This window comes from Escherichia sp. WS2035, from assembly GCF_046487065.1.
GTDB classification, from domain to species: Bacteria; Pseudomonadota; Gammaproteobacteria; order Enterobacterales; family Enterobacteriaceae; genus Escherichia; species Escherichia coli.
Genome location: NZ_JBJQKD010000005.1, coordinates 1 through 18,856, shown reverse-complemented (window position 1 = coordinate 18,856; position 18,856 = coordinate 1). Strand labels below are relative to the sequence as shown.

Genomic DNA, 18,856 nt, shown 5'->3' with positions numbered 1-18,856 from the left:
GGAATCTGAAGATGTCTGAACCACGTTTCGTACACCTGCGGGTGCACAGTGACTACTCGATGATCGATGGCCTGGCCAAAACCGCACCGCTGGTAAAAAAGGCGGCAGCGTTGGGTATGCCAGCACTGGCGATCACCGATTTCACCAACCTTTGCGGTCTGGTGAAGTTCTACGGAGCGGGACATGGCGCAGGGATTAAGCCCATCGTCGGGGCGGATTTTAACGTCCAGTGCGACCTGCTGGGTGATGAGTTAACTCACCTGACGGTGCTGGCGGCGAACAATACCGGCTATCAGAATCTGACGTTGCTGATCTCAAAAGCGTATCAGCGCGGGTACGGTGCCGCCGGGCCGATCATCGATCGCGACTGGCTTATCGAATTAAACGAAGGGTTGATCCTTCTTTCCGGCGGGCGCATGGGCGACGTTGGACGCAGTCTTTTGCGTGGTAACAGCGCGCTGGTAGATGAGTGTGTCGCGTTTTATGAAGAACACTTCCCGGATCGCTATTTTCTCGAGCTGATCCGCACCGGCAGGCCGGACGAAGAAAGCTATCTGCACGCTGCGGTGGAACTGGCGGAATCACGCGGTTTGCCCGTTGTGGCGACCAACGACGTGCGCTTTATCGACAGCAGCGACTTTGACGCACACGAAATCCGCGTCGCGATCCACGACGGCTTTACCCTCGACGATCCTAAACGCCCGCGTAACTATTCGCCGCAGCAATATATGCGTAGCGAAGAGGAGATGTGCGAGCTTTTTGCCGACATTCCCGAAGCCCTTGCCAACACCGTTGAGATAGCCAAACGTTGTAACGTAACTGTGCGTCTGGGTGAATACTTCTTGCCGCAATTCCCGACCGGGGACATGAGTACCGAAGATTATCTGGTCAAGCGTGCAAAAGAAGGCCTGGAAGAGCGTCTGGCATTTTTATTCCCTGACGAGGAAGAACGTCTTAAGCGTCGTCCGGAGTATGACGAACGTCTGGATACTGAACTTCAGGTTATCAACCAGATGGGCTTCCCGGGTTACTTCCTCATCGTTATGGAATTTATCCAGTGGTCGAAAGATAACGGTGTACCGGTAGGGCCAGGCCGTGGTTCTGGTGCAGGGTCACTGGTGGCCTACGCGTTAAAAATCACCGATCTCGATCCGCTGGAATTTGACCTGCTGTTCGAACGTTTCCTTAACCCGGAACGTGTCTCCATGCCTGACTTCGACGTTGACTTCTGTATGGAGAAACGTGACCAGGTTATCGAACATGTGGCGGACATGTACGGTCGCGATGCGGTATCGCAGATTATCACCTTCGGTACGATGGCGGCGAAAGCGGTGATCCGCGACGTAGGCCGTGTATTGGGGCATCCGTACGGATTTGTCGATCGTATCTCGAAACTGATCCCGCCCGATCCGGGTATGACGCTGGCGAAAGCGTTTGAAGCCGAGCCGCAGCTGCCGGAAATCTACGAAGCGGATGAAGAAGTTAAGGCGCTGATCGACATGGCGCGCAAACTGGAAGGGGTCACCCGTAACGCCGGTAAGCACGCCGGTGGGGTGGTTATCGCGCCGACCAAAATTACTGATTTTGCGCCGCTTTATTGCGATGAAGAGGGCAAACATCCGGTCACCCAGTTTGATAAAAGCGACGTTGAATACGCCGGGCTGGTGAAGTTCGACTTCCTCGGTTTGCGTACGCTCACCATCATCAACTGGGCGCTGGAGATGATCAACAAGCGGCGGGCGAAGAATGGCGAGCCCCCGCTGGATATCGCCGCGATCCCGCTGGATGACAAGAAAAGCTTCGACATGCTGCAACGCTCGGAAACCACGGCGGTATTCCAGCTTGAATCGCGCGGCATGAAAGACCTGATCAAGCGTCTGCAACCTGACTGCTTCGAAGATATGATCGCACTGGTGGCACTGTTCCGCCCCGGCCCGTTGCAATCAGGGATGGTGGATAACTTTATCGACCGTAAACATGGTCGCGAAGAGATCTCCTATCCGGACGTGCAGTGGCAGCATGAAAGCCTGAAACCGGTACTGGAGCCAACCTACGGCATCATCCTGTATCAGGAACAGGTCATGCAGATTGCCCAGGTGCTTTCTGGTTATACCCTCGGTGGCGCGGATATGCTGCGTCGTGCGATGGGTAAGAAAAAGCCGGAAGAGATGGCTAAGCAGCGTTCTGTATTTGCTGAAGGTGCAGAAAAGAACGGAATCAACGCCGAACTGGCGATGAAAATCTTCGACCTGGTGGAGAAATTCGCGGGTTACGGATTTAACAAATCGCACTCGGCGGCCTATGCTTTGGTGTCATATCAAACGTTATGGCTGAAGGCACATTATCCGGCAGAGTTTATGGCGGCGGTAATGACCGCCGATATGGACAACACCGAGAAGGTGGTGGGCCTGGTGGATGAGTGCTGGCGGATGGGGCTGAAAATCCTGCCACCAGATATAAACTCCGGTCTTTACCATTTCCACGTCAACGACGACGGCGAAATCGTGTATGGTATTGGCGCGATCAAAGGGGTAGGTGAAGGCCCGATTGAGGCCATCATCGAAGCCCGTAATAAAGGCGGCTACTTCCGCGAACTGTTTGATCTCTGCGCCCGTACCGACACCAAAAAGTTAAACCGGCGGGTGCTGGAAAAACTGATCATGTCCGGGGCGTTTGACCGTCTTGGGCCACACCGCGCGGCGCTGATGAACTCGCTGGGCGATGCGTTAAAAGCGGCAGATCAACACGCGAAAGCGGAAGCTATCGGTCAGGCCGATATGTTCGGCGTGCTGGCCGAAGAGCCGGAACAAATTGAACAATCCTACGCCAGCTGCCAACCGTGGCCGGAGCAGGTGGTGTTAGATGGGGAACGTGAAACGTTAGGTCTGTACCTCACGGGACACCCTATCAACCAGTATTTAAAAGAAATTGAGCGTTATGTCGGAGGCGTAAGGCTGAAAGACATGCACCCGACAGAACGTGGTAAAGTCATCACGGCTGCGGGGCTCGTTGTTGCCGCGCGGGTTATGGTCACCAAGCGCGGCAATCGTATCGGTATCTGCACGCTGGATGACCGTTCCGGGCGGCTGGAAGTGATGTTGTTTACTGACGCCCTGGATAAATACCAGCAATTGCTGGAAAAAGACCGCATACTTATCGTCAGCGGACAGGTCAGCTTTGATGACTTCAGCGGTGGGCTTAAAATGACTGCTCGCGAAGTGATGGATATTGACGAAGCCCGGGAAAAATATGCTCGCGGGCTTGCTATCTCGCTGACGGACAGGCAAATTGATGACCAGCTTTTAAACCGACTCCGTCAGTCTCTGGAACCCCACCGCTCTGGGACAATTCCAGTACATCTCTACTATCAGAGGGCGGATGCACGCGCGCGATTGCGTTTTGGCGCGACGTGGCGTGTCTCTCCGAGCGATCGTTTATTAAACGATCTCCGTGGCCTCATTGGTTCGGAGCAGGTGGAACTGGAGTTTGACTAATACAGGAATACTATGAGTCTGAATTTCCTTGATTTTGAACAGCCGATTGCAGAGCTGGAAGCGAAAATCGATTCTCTGACTGCGGTTAGCCGTCAGGATGAGAAACTGGATATTAACATCGATGAAGAAGTGCATCGTCTGCGTGAAAAAAGCGTAGAACTGACGCGTAAAATCTTCGCCGATCTCGGTGCATGGCAGATTGCGCAACTGGCACGCCATCCACAGCGTCCTTATACCCTGGATTACGTTCGCCTGGCATTTGATGAATTTGACGAACTGGCTGGCGACCGCGCGTATGCAGACGATAAAGCTATCGTCGGTGGTATCGCCCGTCTCGATGGTCGTCCGGTGATGATCATTGGTCATCAAAAAGGTCGTGAAACCAAAGAAAAAATTCGCCGTAACTTTGGTATGCCAGCGCCAGAAGGTTACCGCAAAGCACTGCGTCTGATGCAAATGGCTGAACGTTTTAAGATGCCTATCATCACCTTTATCGACACCCCGGGGGCATATCCGGGCGTGGGCGCAGAAGAACGTGGTCAGTCGGAAGCCATTGCACGCAACCTGCGTGAAATGTCTCGCCTCGGCGTACCGGTAGTTTGTACGGTTATCGGTGAAGGTGGTTCTGGTGGTGCGCTGGCGATTGGCGTGGGCGATAAAGTGAATATGCTGCAATACAGCACCTATTCCGTTATCTCGCCGGAAGGTTGTGCGTCCATTCTGTGGAAGAGCGCTGACAAAGCGCCGCTGGCGGCTGAAGCGATGGGTATCATCGCTCCGCGTCTGAAAGAGCTGAAACTGATCGACTCCATCATCCCGGAACCGCTGGGCGGTGCTCACCGTAACCCGGAAGCGATGGCGGCGTCTCTGAAAGCGCAGCTGCTGGCGGATCTGGCCGATCTCGACGTGTTAAGCACTGAAGATTTAAAAAATCGTCGTTATCAGCGCCTGATGAGCTACGGCTACGCGTAATCGGCAAATGTTCTGAAAAGGGTCACTTCGGTGGCCCTTTTTTATCGCCACGGTTTGAGCAGGCTATGATTAAGGAAGGATTTTCCAGGAGGAACACATGAACATCATTGCCATTATGGGACCGCATGGCGTCTTTTATAAAGATGAGCCCATCAAAGAACTGGAGTCGGCGCTGGTGGCGCAAGGCTTTCAGATTATCTGGCCACAAAACAGCGTTGATTTGCTGAAGTTTATCGAACATAACCCACGAATTTGCGGCGTGATTTTTGACTGGGATGAGTACAGTCTCGATTTATGTAGCGATATCAATCAACTTAATGAATATCTCCCGCTTTATGCCTTCATCAACACCCACTCGACGATGGATGTCAGCGTGCAGGATATGCGGATGGCGCTCTGGTTTTTTGAATATGCGCTGGGGCAGGCGGAAGATATCGCCATTCGTATGCGTCAGTACACCAACGAATATCTTGATAACATTACGCCGCCGTTTACGAAAGCCTTGTTTACCTACGTCAAAGAGCGGAAGTACACCTTTTGTACGCCGGGGCATATGGGCGGTACCGCATATCAAAAAAGCCCGGTTGGCTGTCTGTTTTATGATTTTTTCGGCGGGAATACCCTCAAGGCGGACGTCTCTATTTCGGTCACCGAGCTTGGTTCGTTGCTCGACCACACCGGGCCACACCTGGAAGCGGAAGAGTACATCGCGCGGACGTTTGGCGCGGAACAGAGTTATATCGTTACTAATGGAACATCGACGTCGAACAAAATTGTGGGTATGTACGCCGCGCCATCCGGCAGTACGCTGTTGATCGACCGCAATTGTCATAAATCGCTGGCGCATCTGTTGATGATGAACGATGTAGTGCCAGTCTGGCTGAAACCGACGCGTAATGCGTTGGGGATTCTGGGTGGGATCCCGCGCGGTGAATTTACTCGCGACAGCATCGAAGAGAAAGTCGCTGCCACCACGCAGGCACAATGGCCGGTTCATGCGGTGATCACCAACTCCACCTATGATGGCTTGCTCTACAACACCGACTGGATCAAACAGACGCTGGATGTCCCGTCGATTCACTTCGATTCTGCCTGGGTGCCGTACACCCATTTTCATCCGATCTACCAGGGTAAAAGTGGTATGAGCGGTGAGCGTGTTGCGGGAAAAGTGATCTTCGAAACGCAGTCGACCCACAAAATGCTGGCGGCGTTGTCCCAGGCGTCGCTGATCCACATTAAAGGCGAGTATGACGAAGAGGCGTTTAACGAAGCCTTTATGATGCATACCACCACCTCGCCCAGTTATCCCATTGTTGCTTCGGTTGAGACGGCGGCGGCGATGCTGCGTGGTAATCCGGGCAAACGGCTGATTAACCGTTCAGTAGAACGAGCGCTGCATTTTCGCAAAGAGGTCCAGCGGCTGCGGGAAGAGTCTGACAGCTGGTTTTTCGATATCTGGCAACCGCCGCAGGTGGATGAAGCCGAATGCTGGCACGTTGCGCCTGGCGAACAGTGGCACGGCTTTAGCGATGCGGATGCCAATCACATGTTTCTCGATCCGGTTAAAGTCACTATTTTGACACCGGGAATGGACGAGCAGGGCAATATGAGCGAGGAGGGGATCCCGGCGGCGCTGGTGGCAAAATTCCTCGACGAACGTGGGATCGTAGTAGAGAAAACCGGCCCTTATAACCTGCTGTTTCTCTTTAGTATTGGCATCGATAAAACCAAAGCAATGGGATTATTGCGTGGGTTGACGGAATTTAAGCGCTCTTACGATCTCAACCTGCGGATCAAAAATATGCTGCCCGATCTCTATGCAGAAGATCCCGATTTCTACCGCAATATGCGTATTCAGGATCTGGCGCAAGGGATCCATAAGCTGATTCGTAAACACGATCTTCCCGGTTTGATGTTGCGGGCATTTGATACCTTGCCGGAGATGATCATGACGCCACATCAGGCATGGCAGAGACAGATTAAAGGCGAAGTAGAAACCATTGCGCTGGAACAACTGGTCGGTAGAGTATCGGCAAATATGATCCTGCCTTATCCACCCGGCGTACCGCTGCTGATGCCGGGAGAAATGCTTACCGAAGAGAGCCGCACGGTACTCGATTTTCTACTGATGCTTTGTTCCGTAGGGCAACATTACCCCGGTTTTGAAACGGATATTCACGGCGCGAAACAGGACGAAGACGGCGTTTACCGCGTACGAGTCCTAAAAATGGCGGGATAACTTGCCAGAGCGGCTTCCGGGCGAGTAACGTGCTGTTAACAAATAAAGGAGACGTTATGCTGGGTTTAAAACAGGTTCACCATATTGCGATTATTGCGACGGATTATGCGATGAGCAAAGCTTTCTACTGCGATATTCTTGGTTTCACGCTGCAAAGCGAAGTCTATCGCGAAGCGCGCGACTCGTGGAAAGGGGATTTGGCGCTTAATGGGCAATATGTGATTGAGCTTTTCTCATTTCCGTTCCCGCCGGAGCGCCCCAGCCGACCGGAAGCTTGCGGCCTGCGTCATCTGGCTTTTAGCGTTGATGATATCGATGCGGCAGTGGCGCACCTTGAAAGCCATAACGTGAAGTGTGAAGCCATCCGTGTCGATCCATACACGCAAAAACGCTTCACGTTCTTTAACGATCCGGACGGGCTGCCGTTGGAACTGTATGAGCAGTAAGGCTTGTCATCGCCGCATTTGCCCGGTAACGTGCCGGGCATTGCTACTGTAAAATCGCACCATCATGACACTCACGCTCAATAGACAACTTCTCTCCTCACGCCAGATTCTGGTGGCCTTTAGCGGCGGCCTTGATTCTACTGTCTTACTGCATCAACTGGTGCAGTGGCGGACGGAAAATCCGGGCGTCACTCTGCGCGCTATCCATGTGCATCACGGTTTAAGCGCCAATGCTGATGCCTGGGTGAAACATTGTGAAAACATCTGCCAACAGTGGCAGGTGCCGCTGGTGGTCGAACGTGTGCAGCTTGCGCAAGAGGGGCTAGGTATTGAGGCCCAGGCGCGGCAGGCACGTTATCAGGCATTTGCCCGTACCTTGTTGCCCGGTGAAGTGCTGGTTACAGCGCAACATCTCGACGATCAATGTGAAACCTTTCTGCTGGCGCTAAAACGCGGTAGCGGCCCTGCCGGGCTTTCGGCTATGGCGGAAGTTTCGGAGTTTGCCGGAACACGGCTTATCCGCCCGTTGCTTGCCCGCACGCGGGGGGAACTGGAGCAGTGGGCGCGTCAGTATGATTTACGCTGGATTGAAGACGAAAGTAATCAAGACGATTCCTACGATCGTAACTTCTTGCGCCTGCGCGTAGTGCCGTTATTGCAGCAGCGTTGGCCGCATTTTGCCGAAGCGACGGCCCGCAGCGCCGCACTTTGCGCCGAACAAGAGAGCCTGCTGGATGAACTGCTGGCGGATGATTTAGCGCACTGCCAAACGCAACAGGGAACGTTAAAGATTGCGCCAATGCTGGCAATGAGCGATGCCCGTCGCGCGGCGATTATCCGCCGCTGGCTGGCAGGGCAGAATGCACCTATGCCTTCCCGCGAGGCGCTGGTGCGGATCTGGCAGGAAGTGGCGCTGGCGCGGGAAGATGCTTCCCCCTGTTTACGTTTGGGCGCGTTTGAAATCCGCCGCTATCAGTCGCAACTGTGGTGGATTAAATCCGTTGCCGGGCAAAGCGAAACCATTGTGCCGTGGCAGACGTGGCTACAACCGCTGGAATTACCGGCGGGGCTGGGAAGTGTACAGCTTACTGCGGGAGGCGATATTCGCCCTCCGCGTGCAGACGAAGCGGTCAGCGTGCGTTTCAAAGCGCCAGGACTGCTGCATATTGTCGGGCGCAACGGTGGACGTAAGCTGAAGAAAATCTGGCAAGAGTTAGGCGTTCCGCCGTGGCTACGTGACACCACGCCACTGCTGTTTTATGGCGAAACGCTGATTGCGGCGGCAGGGGTATTTGTGACGCAAGAAGGTGTGGCTGTAGGTGAGAATGGCGTCAGTTTTGTCTGGCAGAAAACGCTTAGTCAAGTGAAAGCCGGATAAGACGCATCAAACGTCGCATCCGGCGAAAGTCAATCAGGACTCGCTCACCACCACCGTACCGATTTCCGGGTGGCTAAAGCTGGTAATTTTATCCAGACGCAGCTCGCGGGTTGCACCAGCGGCCTCGACGACCAGATACTCCACATTTTTGCGGGAGACTAAATCGCTGGCCTTCGCCTGCAATTTTTCGCCATCTTTCAGCTCAAGTGTCAGCATTAAATGATGCTGGCAGGCGAGCTCAAGATTATCGTAATCATCACAATTGATTGGTTGATACGTATCATTCATTGACATAATCGCTCACCAGTAAGTTTGCCGCAGCGTATGCTGCTTTTTCCCTGACAGCCTCAGAAAGGGCGTCGTCGGCAGCCATTTCATTCAGCACTTTCAAAACGCAGCCCAGCGCGTCCGGAACGTATCCTAAGTCTCCGCTGGCGATTTCCGCGTACCGCTTGCGTATTAACTCACAATATTTTTCCACATGCCCTCCTGTCAGCACTCTGACTTAACCGTGGATGCAAGTCTAAGCCTACGAAGATAAACTCTGTTTCGCAAGGTGACTATACCACACTCATTTCTGCAATATCAGCGCCGCAACTGCACGTATTCCGTTACAATGGCCTCCTGATTCGAAAGGAGTTTTCTTATGGCGCTTAAAGCGACAATTTATAAAGCGACGGTTAATGTGGCCGATCTCGACCGCAACCAGTTTCTCGATGCCTCTCTGACGTTGGCGCGCCATCCTTCAGAAACCCAGGAGCGTATGATGCTGCGCCTGCTGGCGTGGCTAAAATATGCCGATGAACGTCTGCAATTTACCCGTGGTTTGTGTGCCGATGATGAGCCGGAAGCGTGGCTGCGTAACGATCATTTGGGTATTGATTTGTGGATTGAGCTGGGGCTGCCGGATGAGCGACGGATTAAGAAAGCCTGCACCCAGGCCGCAGAAGTGGCGCTGTTTGCCTATAATAGTCGGGCGGCGCAAATCTGGTGGCAGCAAAATCAGAGCAAATGTGCGCAGTTTGCCAATCTTTCCGTCTGGTATCTGGACGACGAGCAGCTGGCGAAAGTGAGCGCCTTTGCCGATCGTACCATGACGCTGCAGGCAACGATTCAGGATGGTGTTATCTGGTTATCGGATGATAAGAATAATCTGGAAGTGAACTTAACCGTCTGGCAACAACCTTCATGATTGTGATTTCCCGACATGTTGCTATCCCTGATGGCGAGTTTGAGATCACCGCCATTCGTGCGCAGGGCGCGGGCGGGCAGCATGTTAATAAGACCTCAACGGCTATTCATCTGCGTTTTGACATTCGGGCGTCCAGCCTGCCAGAGTATTACAAAGAGCGTCTGCTCGCCGCCAGCCATCATTTGATCAGCAGTGACGGAGTGATTGTCATTAAGGCACAGGAATACCGCAGTCAGGAACTGAACCGCGAAGCGGCGCTGGCCCGGCTGGTGGCAGTGATTAAAGATTTAACAACAGAACAAAAAGCCCGAAGACCTACGCGGCCCACCCGTGCATCGAAAGAGCGCAGGCTGGCATCGAAAGCACAAAAATCAAGCGTGAAGGCGATGCGCGGCAAAGTGCGCAGCGGTCGGGAGTAAAAAGAAGGAATGGATGGTGAAAAAAGCGATAGTGACAGCGATGGCTGTAATCAGCCTTTTTACTCTGATGGGATGTAATAATCGGGCCGAAGTCGATACGCTTTCCCCGGCGCAGGCTGCCGAACTGAAACCGATGCCGCAAAGTTGGCGCGGCGTGCTGCCGTGTGCTGATTGCGAAGGAATCGAAACCTCTCTGTTCCTCGAAAAAGATGGAACCTGGGTGATGAATGAACGTTATCTGGGGGCACGTGAAGAGCCTTCCTCTTTCGCTTCCTACGGTACATGGGCGCGAACTGCCGACAAGCTGGTATTAACCGACAGCAAAGGTGAAAAGTCATATTATCGAGCGAAAGGGGATGCACTGGAGATGCTCGATCGTGAAGGTAATCCCATTGAATCGCAGTTCAACTACACGCTGGAACCGGCAAAATCGAGCATGCCAATGACGCCGATGACCCTGCGTGGCATGTATTTCTATATGGCTGATGCGGCGACCTTTACTGATTGCGCGACTGGAAAACGTTTTATGGTGGCGAATAACGCAGAGCTGGAGCGTGGCTACCTGGCTGCGCGCGGCAACGGCGAAAAACCGGTGTTACTGTCAGTAGAAGGTCACTTTACGCTTGAGGCTAATCCGGATACCGGTGCGCCGACCAAAGTATTAGCGCCCGATACGGCAGGTAAATTTTACCCGAACCAGGATTGCAGTAGTTTGGGGCAGTAACCCGTCTTGAGGCAGAAACAAATGAAATATTGCCTCATGCGCTGCGCTTATCAGGCCTAAAGCATACAATGCAATATTTTGAATTAGCACGATTTTGTAGGCCGGATAAGGCGTTCACGCCGCATCCGGCATTTTGCGCACGAGGCTGGCTTTTATCACTGAGTCAGTCCAACAAAGCGACTTGCTTTAATATAAATCCCTGGCTTCAGGTGCCCAATATACTGTAACTGCGTTTCTGGTTTAAATGCAGAGACATCACCACTACGCATATGCATCAGATCGGCAGGGCTAATCCAGCCTGATTGCGCCAGCGTAAGCGGATGCCCGGCTTTGGCAAATGCATCCGTGACAAATTCCGAACAAAACCACGACTTTTTGTCTCCTTCGCCAACGTTACTTAACTGCGCTTTCGCCAGGCCGCTGACGCACTGTTGGCGAAAATCCTCGGAGAACGGATTCAGTGAGCACATCTGGCGAGTCACCATAAATGGAATAAATTCGACAATGCCGCGATAGTTATAACCGCTATCTTTAATTTTATTGGCGAACGCGGTGATTTCTGTGGCTTGTTGCGGGGTAAGGTCCGGGACTCGTAAGACGAAAAGCTTATCACTGTGCTTCATGGCTTTTTTAAGGGAAACAATCTGGACGCCAGCGCCTGTCGCTTCGGCAACGTTATTATTTCCCAAATAGATTGCAACGTGACTCACAGAGGAAGTGCTGAATACGCGGATACCAAATGAGGTTACCCCAAGGCTTGAGGAGAAAAGCAAATCGCCGGGTTTGAGATCTGGTTCCGTTATTTCTTTTATTGATTGTTCGGTGAAAGAGCTTTGATGCTGGAATTTAACAGCCCATGTTTTCGCCTCGGCATTTACCGCTGTGGCTGATGAGTCTGGCTGGCTGATATCAACGGTACAGGCCGAAAGTAAAAGAAAGCAGGGGAGAAGCAGGCGGCAGTACGCCTTTGGTTTATCCATTTTATACAATCCATGTAAAAAAGGGCCCCGAAATTCAGGACCCTTTCTGGCATCAGCCTTTAATCTGTTTCACCAGATAATCGACGATGTCACCAGTCTTAATTAACTGTTTCTCGCCGTTACGACGATATTTATATTCGATATCATCGTTGTCGAGGTTACGGTCGCCCAGCACAATAGTGTGCGGAATACCGATCAGTTCCATATCAGCAAACATCACGCCCGGACGCTCTTTGCGGTCATCCAGCAGCACTTCGATACCTTGTGCGCGCAGTTCGCTGTACAGTTTCTCAGCAAGTTCCTGTACGCGGAAGGATTTGTGCATGTTCATTGGCAGAATCGCCACCTGGAACGGCGCGATAGCGTCAGGCCATACGATGCCGCGTTCGTCGTAGTTCTGCTCAATCGCCGCTGCTACCACACGCGTTACGCCGATACCGTAGCAACCCATCGTCAGGATTTGGTTACGGCCATCTTCACCCTGTACGGAGGCTTTCAGTGCTTCGGAGTACTTGGTACCCAGCTGGAAGATGTGACCGACTTCGATACCACGTTTGATCAGCAGCGTACCCTGACCATCCGGGCTTGGATCGCCAGCCACCACGTTGCGGATATCAGCAATTTCCGGGGTAGCGACATCGCGATCCCAGTTGATACCGAAGTAGTGTTTACCATCGATGTTAGCACCAGCAGCGAAATCACTCATCGCCGCAACGGTACGGTCAATCACCACCGGAATCGGCATGTTTACCGGACCCAGTGAACCCGGACCGGCTTTAACCACGGCACGAATTTCTTCTTCGGTCGCAAAAGTCAGCGGGCTGGCAACCTGCGGCAGTTTTTCTGCTTTAACTTCGTTCAGCTCGTGGTCACCGCGCACCAGCAGCGCAACCAGCGGGAAGCTACTGCCTTCAACGGCTTTAACCAGCAGAGTCTTAACCGTTTTCTCAATCGGCAGATTGAACTGTTCAACCAGTTCCGCGATGGTTTTCGCGTTCGGCGTATCAACCAGCGTCATTTCCTGGGTAGCAGCAGCGCGCGGTTCTTTCGGCGCGATAGCTTCTGCCAGTTCAATGTTCGCTGCGTAGTCAGAAGTATCGGAGAAGACCACATCGTCTTCACCGCTCTGCGCCAGCACCTGAAATTCGTGAGAGGCGCTACCGCCGATAGAACCGGTATCGGCCTGTACGGCGCGGAAATCCAGCCCCATGCGGCTGAAGATTTTGCTGTAGGCCGCATACATTGCATCGTAGGTTTCCTGCAGGGATTCCTGAGAAGTATGGAAAGAGTAAGCATCTTTCATCAGGAATTCGCGGGAACGCATGACGCCAAAACGCGGACGCACTTCGTCGCGGAACTTGGTCTGGATCTGATAGAAGTTCAGCGGCAGTTGTTTGTAAGAGCTCAGCTCGTTACGAATCAGGTCAGTGATAACTTCTTCATGAGTTGGGCCGAGTACGAACGGACGCTCGCCACGGTCAACAAAACGCAGCAGTTCCGGACCGTACTGTTCCCAACGACCACTCTCTTGCCACAAATCGGCTGGCTGAACCACCGGCATTAACACCTCGATCGCACCGGCGTTGTTCATCTCTTCACGCACGATGTTTTCGACTTTTTTCAGAACGCGCACGCCGGTCGGCAGCCAGGTATATAACCCGGAGGCCAGCTTGCGGATCATCCCGGCGCGCAGCATCAGCTGATGGCTGATCACCTCGGCGTCGGCAGGTGTCTCCTTGAGAGTGGAGAGCAGGTATTGGCTAGTACGCATGTTGTTACGGTTCCAGTTGGAAGGTAGAACAGGCTCAAGGCGAGCCTGGGACAAAAAAAGTGATTTAGTTTACCAGTGCAAAAGAAATGTCAAAAGAGAAGGGCGTGAATTTAACGCGGTTCCAGCGCAAAGACTTCAAAACCTGCGTCGGTGACGCGCCAGCGAACGTTAAAATCATGCAACCAGACGGCATAGGTTTTGCCCGTTTCCTCACCTTTACGATAGGCCGGGCGCGGGTCCTGCGCCAGTACTTCGCGGATAAACAGCGTTAACTGCGGATAACGCTTCTCCAGCGTCAAAAGCTGCTTTTCGACCTCTGCGGTAAAACAAACCGCCATTTCTGCCGCTGGCGCACTTTGCGCATAGCTGGCACTGGCATCGGGAAGCGATTCAGCAAAGGGGAGATACGGTTTGATATCCACTACCGGCGTACCATCGACCAGATCCAGACTGCCGAGCTTCAGAATCACGCTGTCTTTATGGCAAACAACCTCTTTCAGCTCTACCAGCGACATACCAATCGGGTTGGGGCGAAAAGTGGAGCGCGTAGCGAAAACACCCATTCTGGCATTACCGCCGAGACGAGGCGGACGCACAGTCGGACGCCAGCCGCCTTCCATCGTTTGATGAAAGACGAAAAGGATCCATAAATGGCTGAATGCTTCCAGGCCGCGAACGGCGTCGGCCTGGTTGTAGGGAGCAATGAGATGTAGTTCGCCGTTGGCGCTTTTTACCAGACCTGGCTGGCGCGGAACGGCGAATTTTTCTTTATAGGGCGAGCGAATAACGCCTATTTGCTCGAACTGGAAACTGCTCATTTCGCCGTGATGTTAAGCGCAGAACCGATACATACAGCCTGACGATAGCAACCTGGCGTACCGCTGGTGACTTCGCAGCTATGCAGTAATACCGCATTGGCTTTCATTTTCGAGGCGTTGATTTGCATCCGCTTACGTGCGGTTGGAATGCTCGGCGGAGAGTCCTGATTAGAGGCCTGGCAAGAGTCGCCACTGACTTCACCGAGATCGCGGAACGGTTTGCCGACTAATTCTTCTGCATTGGTATAAATTCGGACCGGCGTGGCGCGCGGCGCTTTCGGTTTTGCAGGCTCCGCTTTCGGCTGGGGTGCAGTGCTTTGAACGGGTTCGACAGGGGATCTGCTTAACATGGAACAGCCGCTTAGCATGAGTGCTACTAAACAGATCGGTAAAGCACGCATAGTATTTCCTCAATGTATGATCAAAACGTCAATATTGAATCAGGCGCTTGTAAAAATGACAAGACGGGCAAGCGCCCGTCCTGAATGATATTACAAATTGTGGAAACAGCCTAAATATTACCAGCCTTTAACAGCGCCGCCGTTAAACACTTTGTTTGCTGCTTCGTAAACTTCGTCAGACTGATAAGCCTGAACGAATTTCTTCACGTTTTCGGCGTCTTTGTTGTCTTCACGCGTTACGATCAGGTTTACGTACGGGGACTCTTTATCTTCGACAAAGATACCGTCTTTCGCTGGAGTCAGGCCAATCTGGCTGGCATAGGTGGTATTGATAACTGCCAGAGCGATTTGCGCGTCGTCCAGAGAGCGCGGCAGCTGCGGTGCTTCCAGTTCAACAATTTTCAGATTTTTTGGGTTCTCAACAACATCAAGAACGGTCGGCAGCAGGCCAACGCCATCTTTCAGTTTGATCAAGCCCACTTTTTGCAGCAGCAGCAGTGAACGACCAAGGTTAGTTGGGTCGTTTGGCACGGCAACCTGCGAACCATCCTGCAGTTCATCCAGTGATTTGATTTTCTTGGAGTAACCAGCAATCGGATAAACAAATGTGTTGCCTACTGCGACCAGTTTGTAGCCACGATCTTTCAGTTGCTGATCAAGGTACGGTTTATGCTGGAAGGCGTTGGCGTCGATATCGCCTTTGCTCAATGCTTCGTTTGGCAGAACATAGTCGTTGAAGGTTACCAGCTCAACGTCCAGGCCATATTTGTCTTTCGCAACTTTCTGCGCGACTTCTGCAACCTGCTGTTCGGCACCAACAATCACGCCGACTTTAATGTGGTTTGGATCTTTTTCATCCTGACCGCAGCCTACCAGTGCCAGTGATCCAATCAGGGCTCCCACTGCCGCAAAGGTTTTGAATTTGAACGCCATACCTTATTCCTTCTTCAATTATTTATGTTGTGTTGAACGTTACTTGCGAGTGACAGCCCGGACGATGCGGTCGCCTGCGAACTGAATTAAATAAACCAGAATGACCAGCAATACCAGTACCGTATTCATCACCGTCGCGTTGTAGCCGATGTAGCCATACTGATAGCCAATCTGACCTAAACCACCGGCACCGACTGCACCACCCATCGCGGAATAACCGACCAGGGTAATCAGGGTAATAGTTGCCGCATTCACCAGACCCGGCAACGCTTCCGGTAACAGCACTTTACGGACGATCTGCATTGGCGTGGCACCCATTGCGCGGGAGGCTTCAATTAACCCGGTTGGGATCTCCAGAAGAGCGTTCTCGACCATACGGGCAATAAACGGTGCTGCACCAACGGTTAACGGAACAATCGCTGCCTGCAATCCAATCGATGTACCGACAATAACGCGGGTAAACGGAATCATCCATACCAGCAAGATAATGAACGGGATGGAACGGAAAATGTTCACAATCGCAGAAATGGTACGATACAACTTCGCGTTAGCAATAATTTGCCCCGGACGCGTGACATAAAGCAGAACGCCAACCGGCAGACCAATCACAAAGCCAAAAAAACCGGATACGAAGGTCATTGCCAGCGTTTCCCATACGCCACGAACCAGCAGCCACATCATCGGCTCAGACATAACCCAGTACCTCTACTTTTACATGGTGTTCCTGCAGCCAGGCAATGGCGGCTTGCGTATCTTGTTGTGTGCCGTGCATTTCAGTCAGCATAATGCCGAACTTAACGCCACCGGCGTAATCCATCTGCGCGCTAATAATGTTGTTGTTGACGTTGAAACGACGCGCGGTTTCAGAAAGCAGTGGGGCATCGACCGATTGACCGGTAAACTCCAGACGCAGCATCGGCACGCAGTCAGTAAATGGCTCCGCTTGCAGACGTTCCTGGTAATCTTCCGGGATATCCAGATGCAGGGTCGACTGAATAAACTTCTGCGCCAGCGGCGTTTTCGGATGCGAGAACACTTCACTTACCGTGTCCTGCTCGATCAGTTCGCCATTGCTGATGACCGCCACGCAATCACAAATGCGCTTCACAACGTCCATTTCGTGAGTGATCAACAGAATCGTCAAACCCAGACGGCGGTTGATGTCTTTCAGCAGTTCGAGAATAGAACGTGTCGTTGCCGGGTCCAGCGCGCTGGTGGCTTCATCACACAGCAATACTTTGGGATTGCTGGCTAATGCACGGGCAATCGCCACACGTTGTTTCTGCCCACCGGAAAGATTCGACGGGTAGCTATCATGCTTATCGCCAAGACCAACCAATGACAGCAATTCCGTCACGCGACGTTTGATCTCGTCTTTCGGTGTGTTGTCCAGCTCCAGCGGCAGAGCCACGTTGCCAAAAACAGTACGCGAAGAGAGCAGGTTAAAATGCTGGAAAATCATACCAATCTGGCGACGAGCTTTGGTCAACTCGGATTCTGACAGCGTGGTCAGTTCCTGGCCATCGACCAGCACGCTACCCTCGGTTGGGCGCTCCAGCAGGTTTACACAACGTATAAGCGTACTCTTACCCGCGCCTGAGGCACCGATAACGCCATAAATTTGTCCAGCTGGCACATGCAGGCTGACGTTGTTCAACGCCTGGATGGTGCGGGTGCCCTGGTGGAACACTTTGGTGATATTCGAAAGTTTTATCATTGATTATTTATTATCGTCATTAAGTTAGTCGTGGCATTTCGAATGCCTGGAACGGGCAACGCCGTCAATGAAATGGATGTTAAGGCATCCAGACGTCTAAATCAATCAGGTTTATGCGAAGAGCACTTTCTTGCAGGTCGAAACATGCGATACTAGCGTCACATGCCTTATTAAGGAGCTATAAAAGGTGGCGAAGAGCGTACCCGCAATTTTTCTTGACCGTGATGGCACCATTAATGTCGATCACGGTTATGTCCATGAGATCGACAACTTTGAATTTATCGACGGTGTTATTGACGCCATGCGCGAGCTAAAAAAAATGGGCTTTGCGCTGGTGGTAGTAACCAACCAGTCTGGCATTGCTCGCGGTAAATTTACTGAAGCACAGTTTGAAACGCTGACCGAGTGGATGGACTGGTCGCTGGCGGACCGCGATGTCGATCTGGATGGTATCTATTATTGCCCGCATCATCCGCAGGGTAGTGTTGAAGAGTTTCGCCAGGTCTGCGACTGCCGCAAACCACATCCGGGGATGTTTTTGTCAGCACGCGATTATTTGCATATTGATATGGCCGCTTCTTATATGGTGGGCGATAAATTAGAAGATATGCAGGCAGCGGCTGCGGCGAGCGTGGGAACAAAAGTGCTGGTGCGTACGGGTAAACCTATTACGCCTGAAGCAGAAAACGCGGCGGATTGGGTGTTAAATAGCCTGGCAGACCTGCCGCAAGCGATAAAAAAGCAGCAAAAACCGGCGTAATGATTAAAAGATGAGCGGTTGAAATAAAAATGCATTTTTCCGCTTGTCTTCCTGAGACGACTCCCTATAATGCGCCTCCATCGACACGGCGGATGTGAATCACTTCACACAAACAGCCGGTTCGGTTGAAGAGAAAAATCCTGAAATTCAGGGTTGACTCTGAAAGAGGAAAGCGTAATATACGCCACCTCGCGACAGTGAGCTGAAAGCCGCGTCGCAACTGCTCTTTAACAATTTATCAGACAATCTGTGTGGGCACTCGAAGATACGGATTCTTGACGTCGCAAGACGAAAAATGAATACTCAAGTCTCTGAGTGAACACGTAATTCATTACGAAGTTTAATTCACGAGCATCAAACTTTTAAATTGAAGAGTTTGATCATGGCTCAGATTGAACGCTGGCGGCAGGCCTAACACATGCAAGTCGAACGGTAACAGGAAGCAGCTTGCTGCTTTGCTGACGAGTGGCGGACGGGTGAGTAATGTCTGGGAAACTGCCTGATGGAGGGGGATAACTACTGGAAACGGTAGCTAATACCGCATAACGTCGCAAGACCAAAGAGGGGGACCTTCGGGCCTCTTGCCATCGGATGTGCCCAGATGGGATTAGC

Annotated in this window: 18 protein-coding genes and 1 rRNA gene; 10 read left to right on the top strand and 9 right to left on the bottom strand. The window is 52.3% G+C overall.

All coding sequences use genetic code 11. The annotated features are described in order from the left end of the window. Positions 1–11 precede the first annotated feature (11 nt). The 5 genes from dnaE to tilS all read left to right on the top strand — a co-directional run bounded on the left by dnaE (position 12) and on the right by tilS (position 8,529). A complete protein-coding gene (gene dnaE, locus ACJHX4_RS10450; RefSeq protein ID WP_001294788.1) occupies positions 12–3,494 on the top strand; it encodes a DNA polymerase III subunit alpha in 3,483 nt (1,160 codons plus the stop codon). A gap of 12 nt (positions 3,495–3,506) precedes the next feature. Continuing rightward, positions 3,507–4,466 (top strand): acetyl-CoA carboxylase carboxyl transferase subunit alpha, encoded by a 960-nt coding sequence (accA, locus tag ACJHX4_RS10445; RefSeq protein ID WP_000055741.1) that lies wholly within the window; start codon positions 3,507–3,509, stop codon positions 4,464–4,466. Between the two features lie 97 nt (positions 4,467–4,563). Continuing rightward, positions 4,564–6,705 carry a lysine decarboxylase LdcC gene (gene ldcC / locus ACJHX4_RS10440; protein WP_001021005.1) on the top strand — a complete coding sequence of 714 codons (2,142 nt, stop codon included), beginning with the start codon at positions 4,564–4,566 and terminating at the stop codon, positions 6,703–6,705. Between the two features lie 56 nt (positions 6,706–6,761). Beyond that, positions 6,762–7,151 (top strand): VOC family protein, encoded by a 390-nt coding sequence (locus ACJHX4_RS10435; protein WP_000901082.1) that lies wholly within the window; start codon positions 6,762–6,764, stop codon positions 7,149–7,151. Positions 7,152–7,215: 64 nt separating this feature from the next. Next, a complete protein-coding gene (tilS, locus tag ACJHX4_RS10430) occupies positions 7,216–8,529 on the top strand; it encodes a tRNA lysidine(34) synthetase TilS (RefSeq protein WP_000176523.1) in 1,314 nt (437 codons plus the stop codon). Between the two features lie 33 nt (positions 8,530–8,562). Here the strand turns inward: tilS and rof are convergent, their stop codons facing one another. Both rof and ACJHX4_RS10420 read right to left on the bottom strand, forming a co-directional pair. After that, complete coding sequence (gene rof, locus ACJHX4_RS10425; RefSeq protein ID WP_000062311.1) at positions 8,563–8,823, bottom strand: Rho-binding antiterminator; 261 nt, start codon at positions 8,821–8,823, stop codon at positions 8,563–8,565. Next, entirely contained in the window at positions 8,810–9,010 is a 201-nt protein-coding gene (locus ACJHX4_RS10420; RefSeq protein WP_000417058.1) for a YaeP family protein, read from the bottom strand. The genes rof and ACJHX4_RS10420 overlap by 14 nt, the downstream gene beginning before the upstream one ends. 165 nt (positions 9,011–9,175) lie before the next feature. On the opposite strand from ACJHX4_RS10420, the gene ACJHX4_RS10415 reads away from it, so the two are divergent. From ACJHX4_RS10415 to nlpE, 3 genes are read left to right on the top strand one after another with little or no spacing between them, the layout of a single operon-like run. Further along, positions 9,176–9,721, top strand: coding sequence for a YaeQ family protein (locus ACJHX4_RS10415; protein WP_001185283.1), 546 nt, complete (start codon positions 9,176–9,178; stop codon positions 9,719–9,721). Next, complete coding sequence (gene arfB, locus ACJHX4_RS10410; RefSeq protein WP_000635528.1) at positions 9,718–10,140, top strand: alternative ribosome rescue aminoacyl-tRNA hydrolase ArfB; 423 nt, start codon at positions 9,718–9,720, stop codon at positions 10,138–10,140. Before ACJHX4_RS10415 ends, arfB begins: the two co-directional genes overlap by 4 nt. 13 nt (positions 10,141–10,153) lie before the next feature. Then, the gene (gene nlpE / locus ACJHX4_RS10405; protein WP_000239170.1) at positions 10,154–10,864 is read left to right on the top strand and encodes an envelope stress response activation lipoprotein NlpE; all 711 of its coding nucleotides are present in this window, start codon (positions 10,154–10,156) and stop codon (positions 10,862–10,864) included. 155 nt (positions 10,865–11,019) lie between these two features. Here nlpE and ACJHX4_RS10400 read toward each other — a convergent pair whose 3' ends face one another. The 7 genes from ACJHX4_RS10400 to metN all read right to left on the bottom strand — a co-directional run bounded on the left by ACJHX4_RS10400 (position 11,020) and on the right by metN (position 17,484). Continuing rightward, positions 11,020–11,844, bottom strand: a complete 825-nt coding sequence (locus tag ACJHX4_RS10400; protein ID WP_000360458.1) for a YaeF family permuted papain-like enzyme — start codon at positions 11,842–11,844, stop codon at positions 11,020–11,022. 52 nt (positions 11,845–11,896) lie between these two features. Then, positions 11,897–13,615, bottom strand: coding sequence for a proline--tRNA ligase (gene proS / locus ACJHX4_RS10395; RefSeq protein WP_001260690.1), 1,719 nt, complete (start codon positions 13,613–13,615; stop codon positions 11,897–11,899). A gap of 110 nt (positions 13,616–13,725) precedes the next feature. Beyond that, a complete protein-coding gene (gene tsaA / locus ACJHX4_RS10390; protein WP_000094006.1) occupies positions 13,726–14,433 on the bottom strand; it encodes a tRNA (N6-threonylcarbamoyladenosine(37)-N6)-methyltransferase TrmO in 708 nt (235 codons plus the stop codon). Beyond that, a complete protein-coding gene (gene rcsF / locus ACJHX4_RS10385) occupies positions 14,430–14,834 on the bottom strand; it encodes an Rcs stress response system protein RcsF (RefSeq protein ID WP_001202329.1) in 405 nt (134 codons plus the stop codon). Before rcsF ends, tsaA begins: the two co-directional genes overlap by 4 nt. Positions 14,835–14,951: 117 nt before the next feature. Further along, positions 14,952–15,767 (bottom strand): methionine ABC transporter substrate-binding lipoprotein MetQ, encoded by an 816-nt coding sequence (gene metQ, locus ACJHX4_RS10380; RefSeq protein WP_000874226.1) that lies wholly within the window; start codon positions 15,765–15,767, stop codon positions 14,952–14,954. Between the two features lie 39 nt (positions 15,768–15,806). Continuing rightward, entirely contained in the window at positions 15,807–16,460 is a 654-nt protein-coding gene (locus tag ACJHX4_RS10375) for a methionine ABC transporter permease MetI (protein ID WP_001294595.1), read from the bottom strand. Next, the gene (gene metN, locus ACJHX4_RS10370; protein WP_000593994.1) at positions 16,453–17,484 is read right to left on the bottom strand and encodes a methionine ABC transporter ATP-binding protein MetN; all 1,032 of its coding nucleotides are present in this window, start codon (positions 17,482–17,484) and stop codon (positions 16,453–16,455) included. Before metN ends, ACJHX4_RS10375 begins: the two co-directional genes overlap by 8 nt. Before the next feature lie 187 nt (positions 17,485–17,671). Between metN and gmhB the strand changes: the two genes are divergently transcribed. Together gmhB and ACJHX4_RS10360 are read left to right on the top strand one after the other, a co-directional pair. Then, positions 17,672–18,244 carry a D-glycero-beta-D-manno-heptose 1,7-bisphosphate 7-phosphatase gene (gmhB, locus tag ACJHX4_RS10365; RefSeq protein ID WP_001140167.1) on the top strand — a complete coding sequence of 191 codons (573 nt, stop codon included), beginning with the start codon at positions 17,672–17,674 and terminating at the stop codon, positions 18,242–18,244. A 364-nt stretch (positions 18,245–18,608) separates the two neighbouring features. Beyond that, positions 18,609–18,856: ribosomal RNA gene (locus tag ACJHX4_RS10360) — 16S ribosomal RNA — on the top strand; the annotation flags it as partial.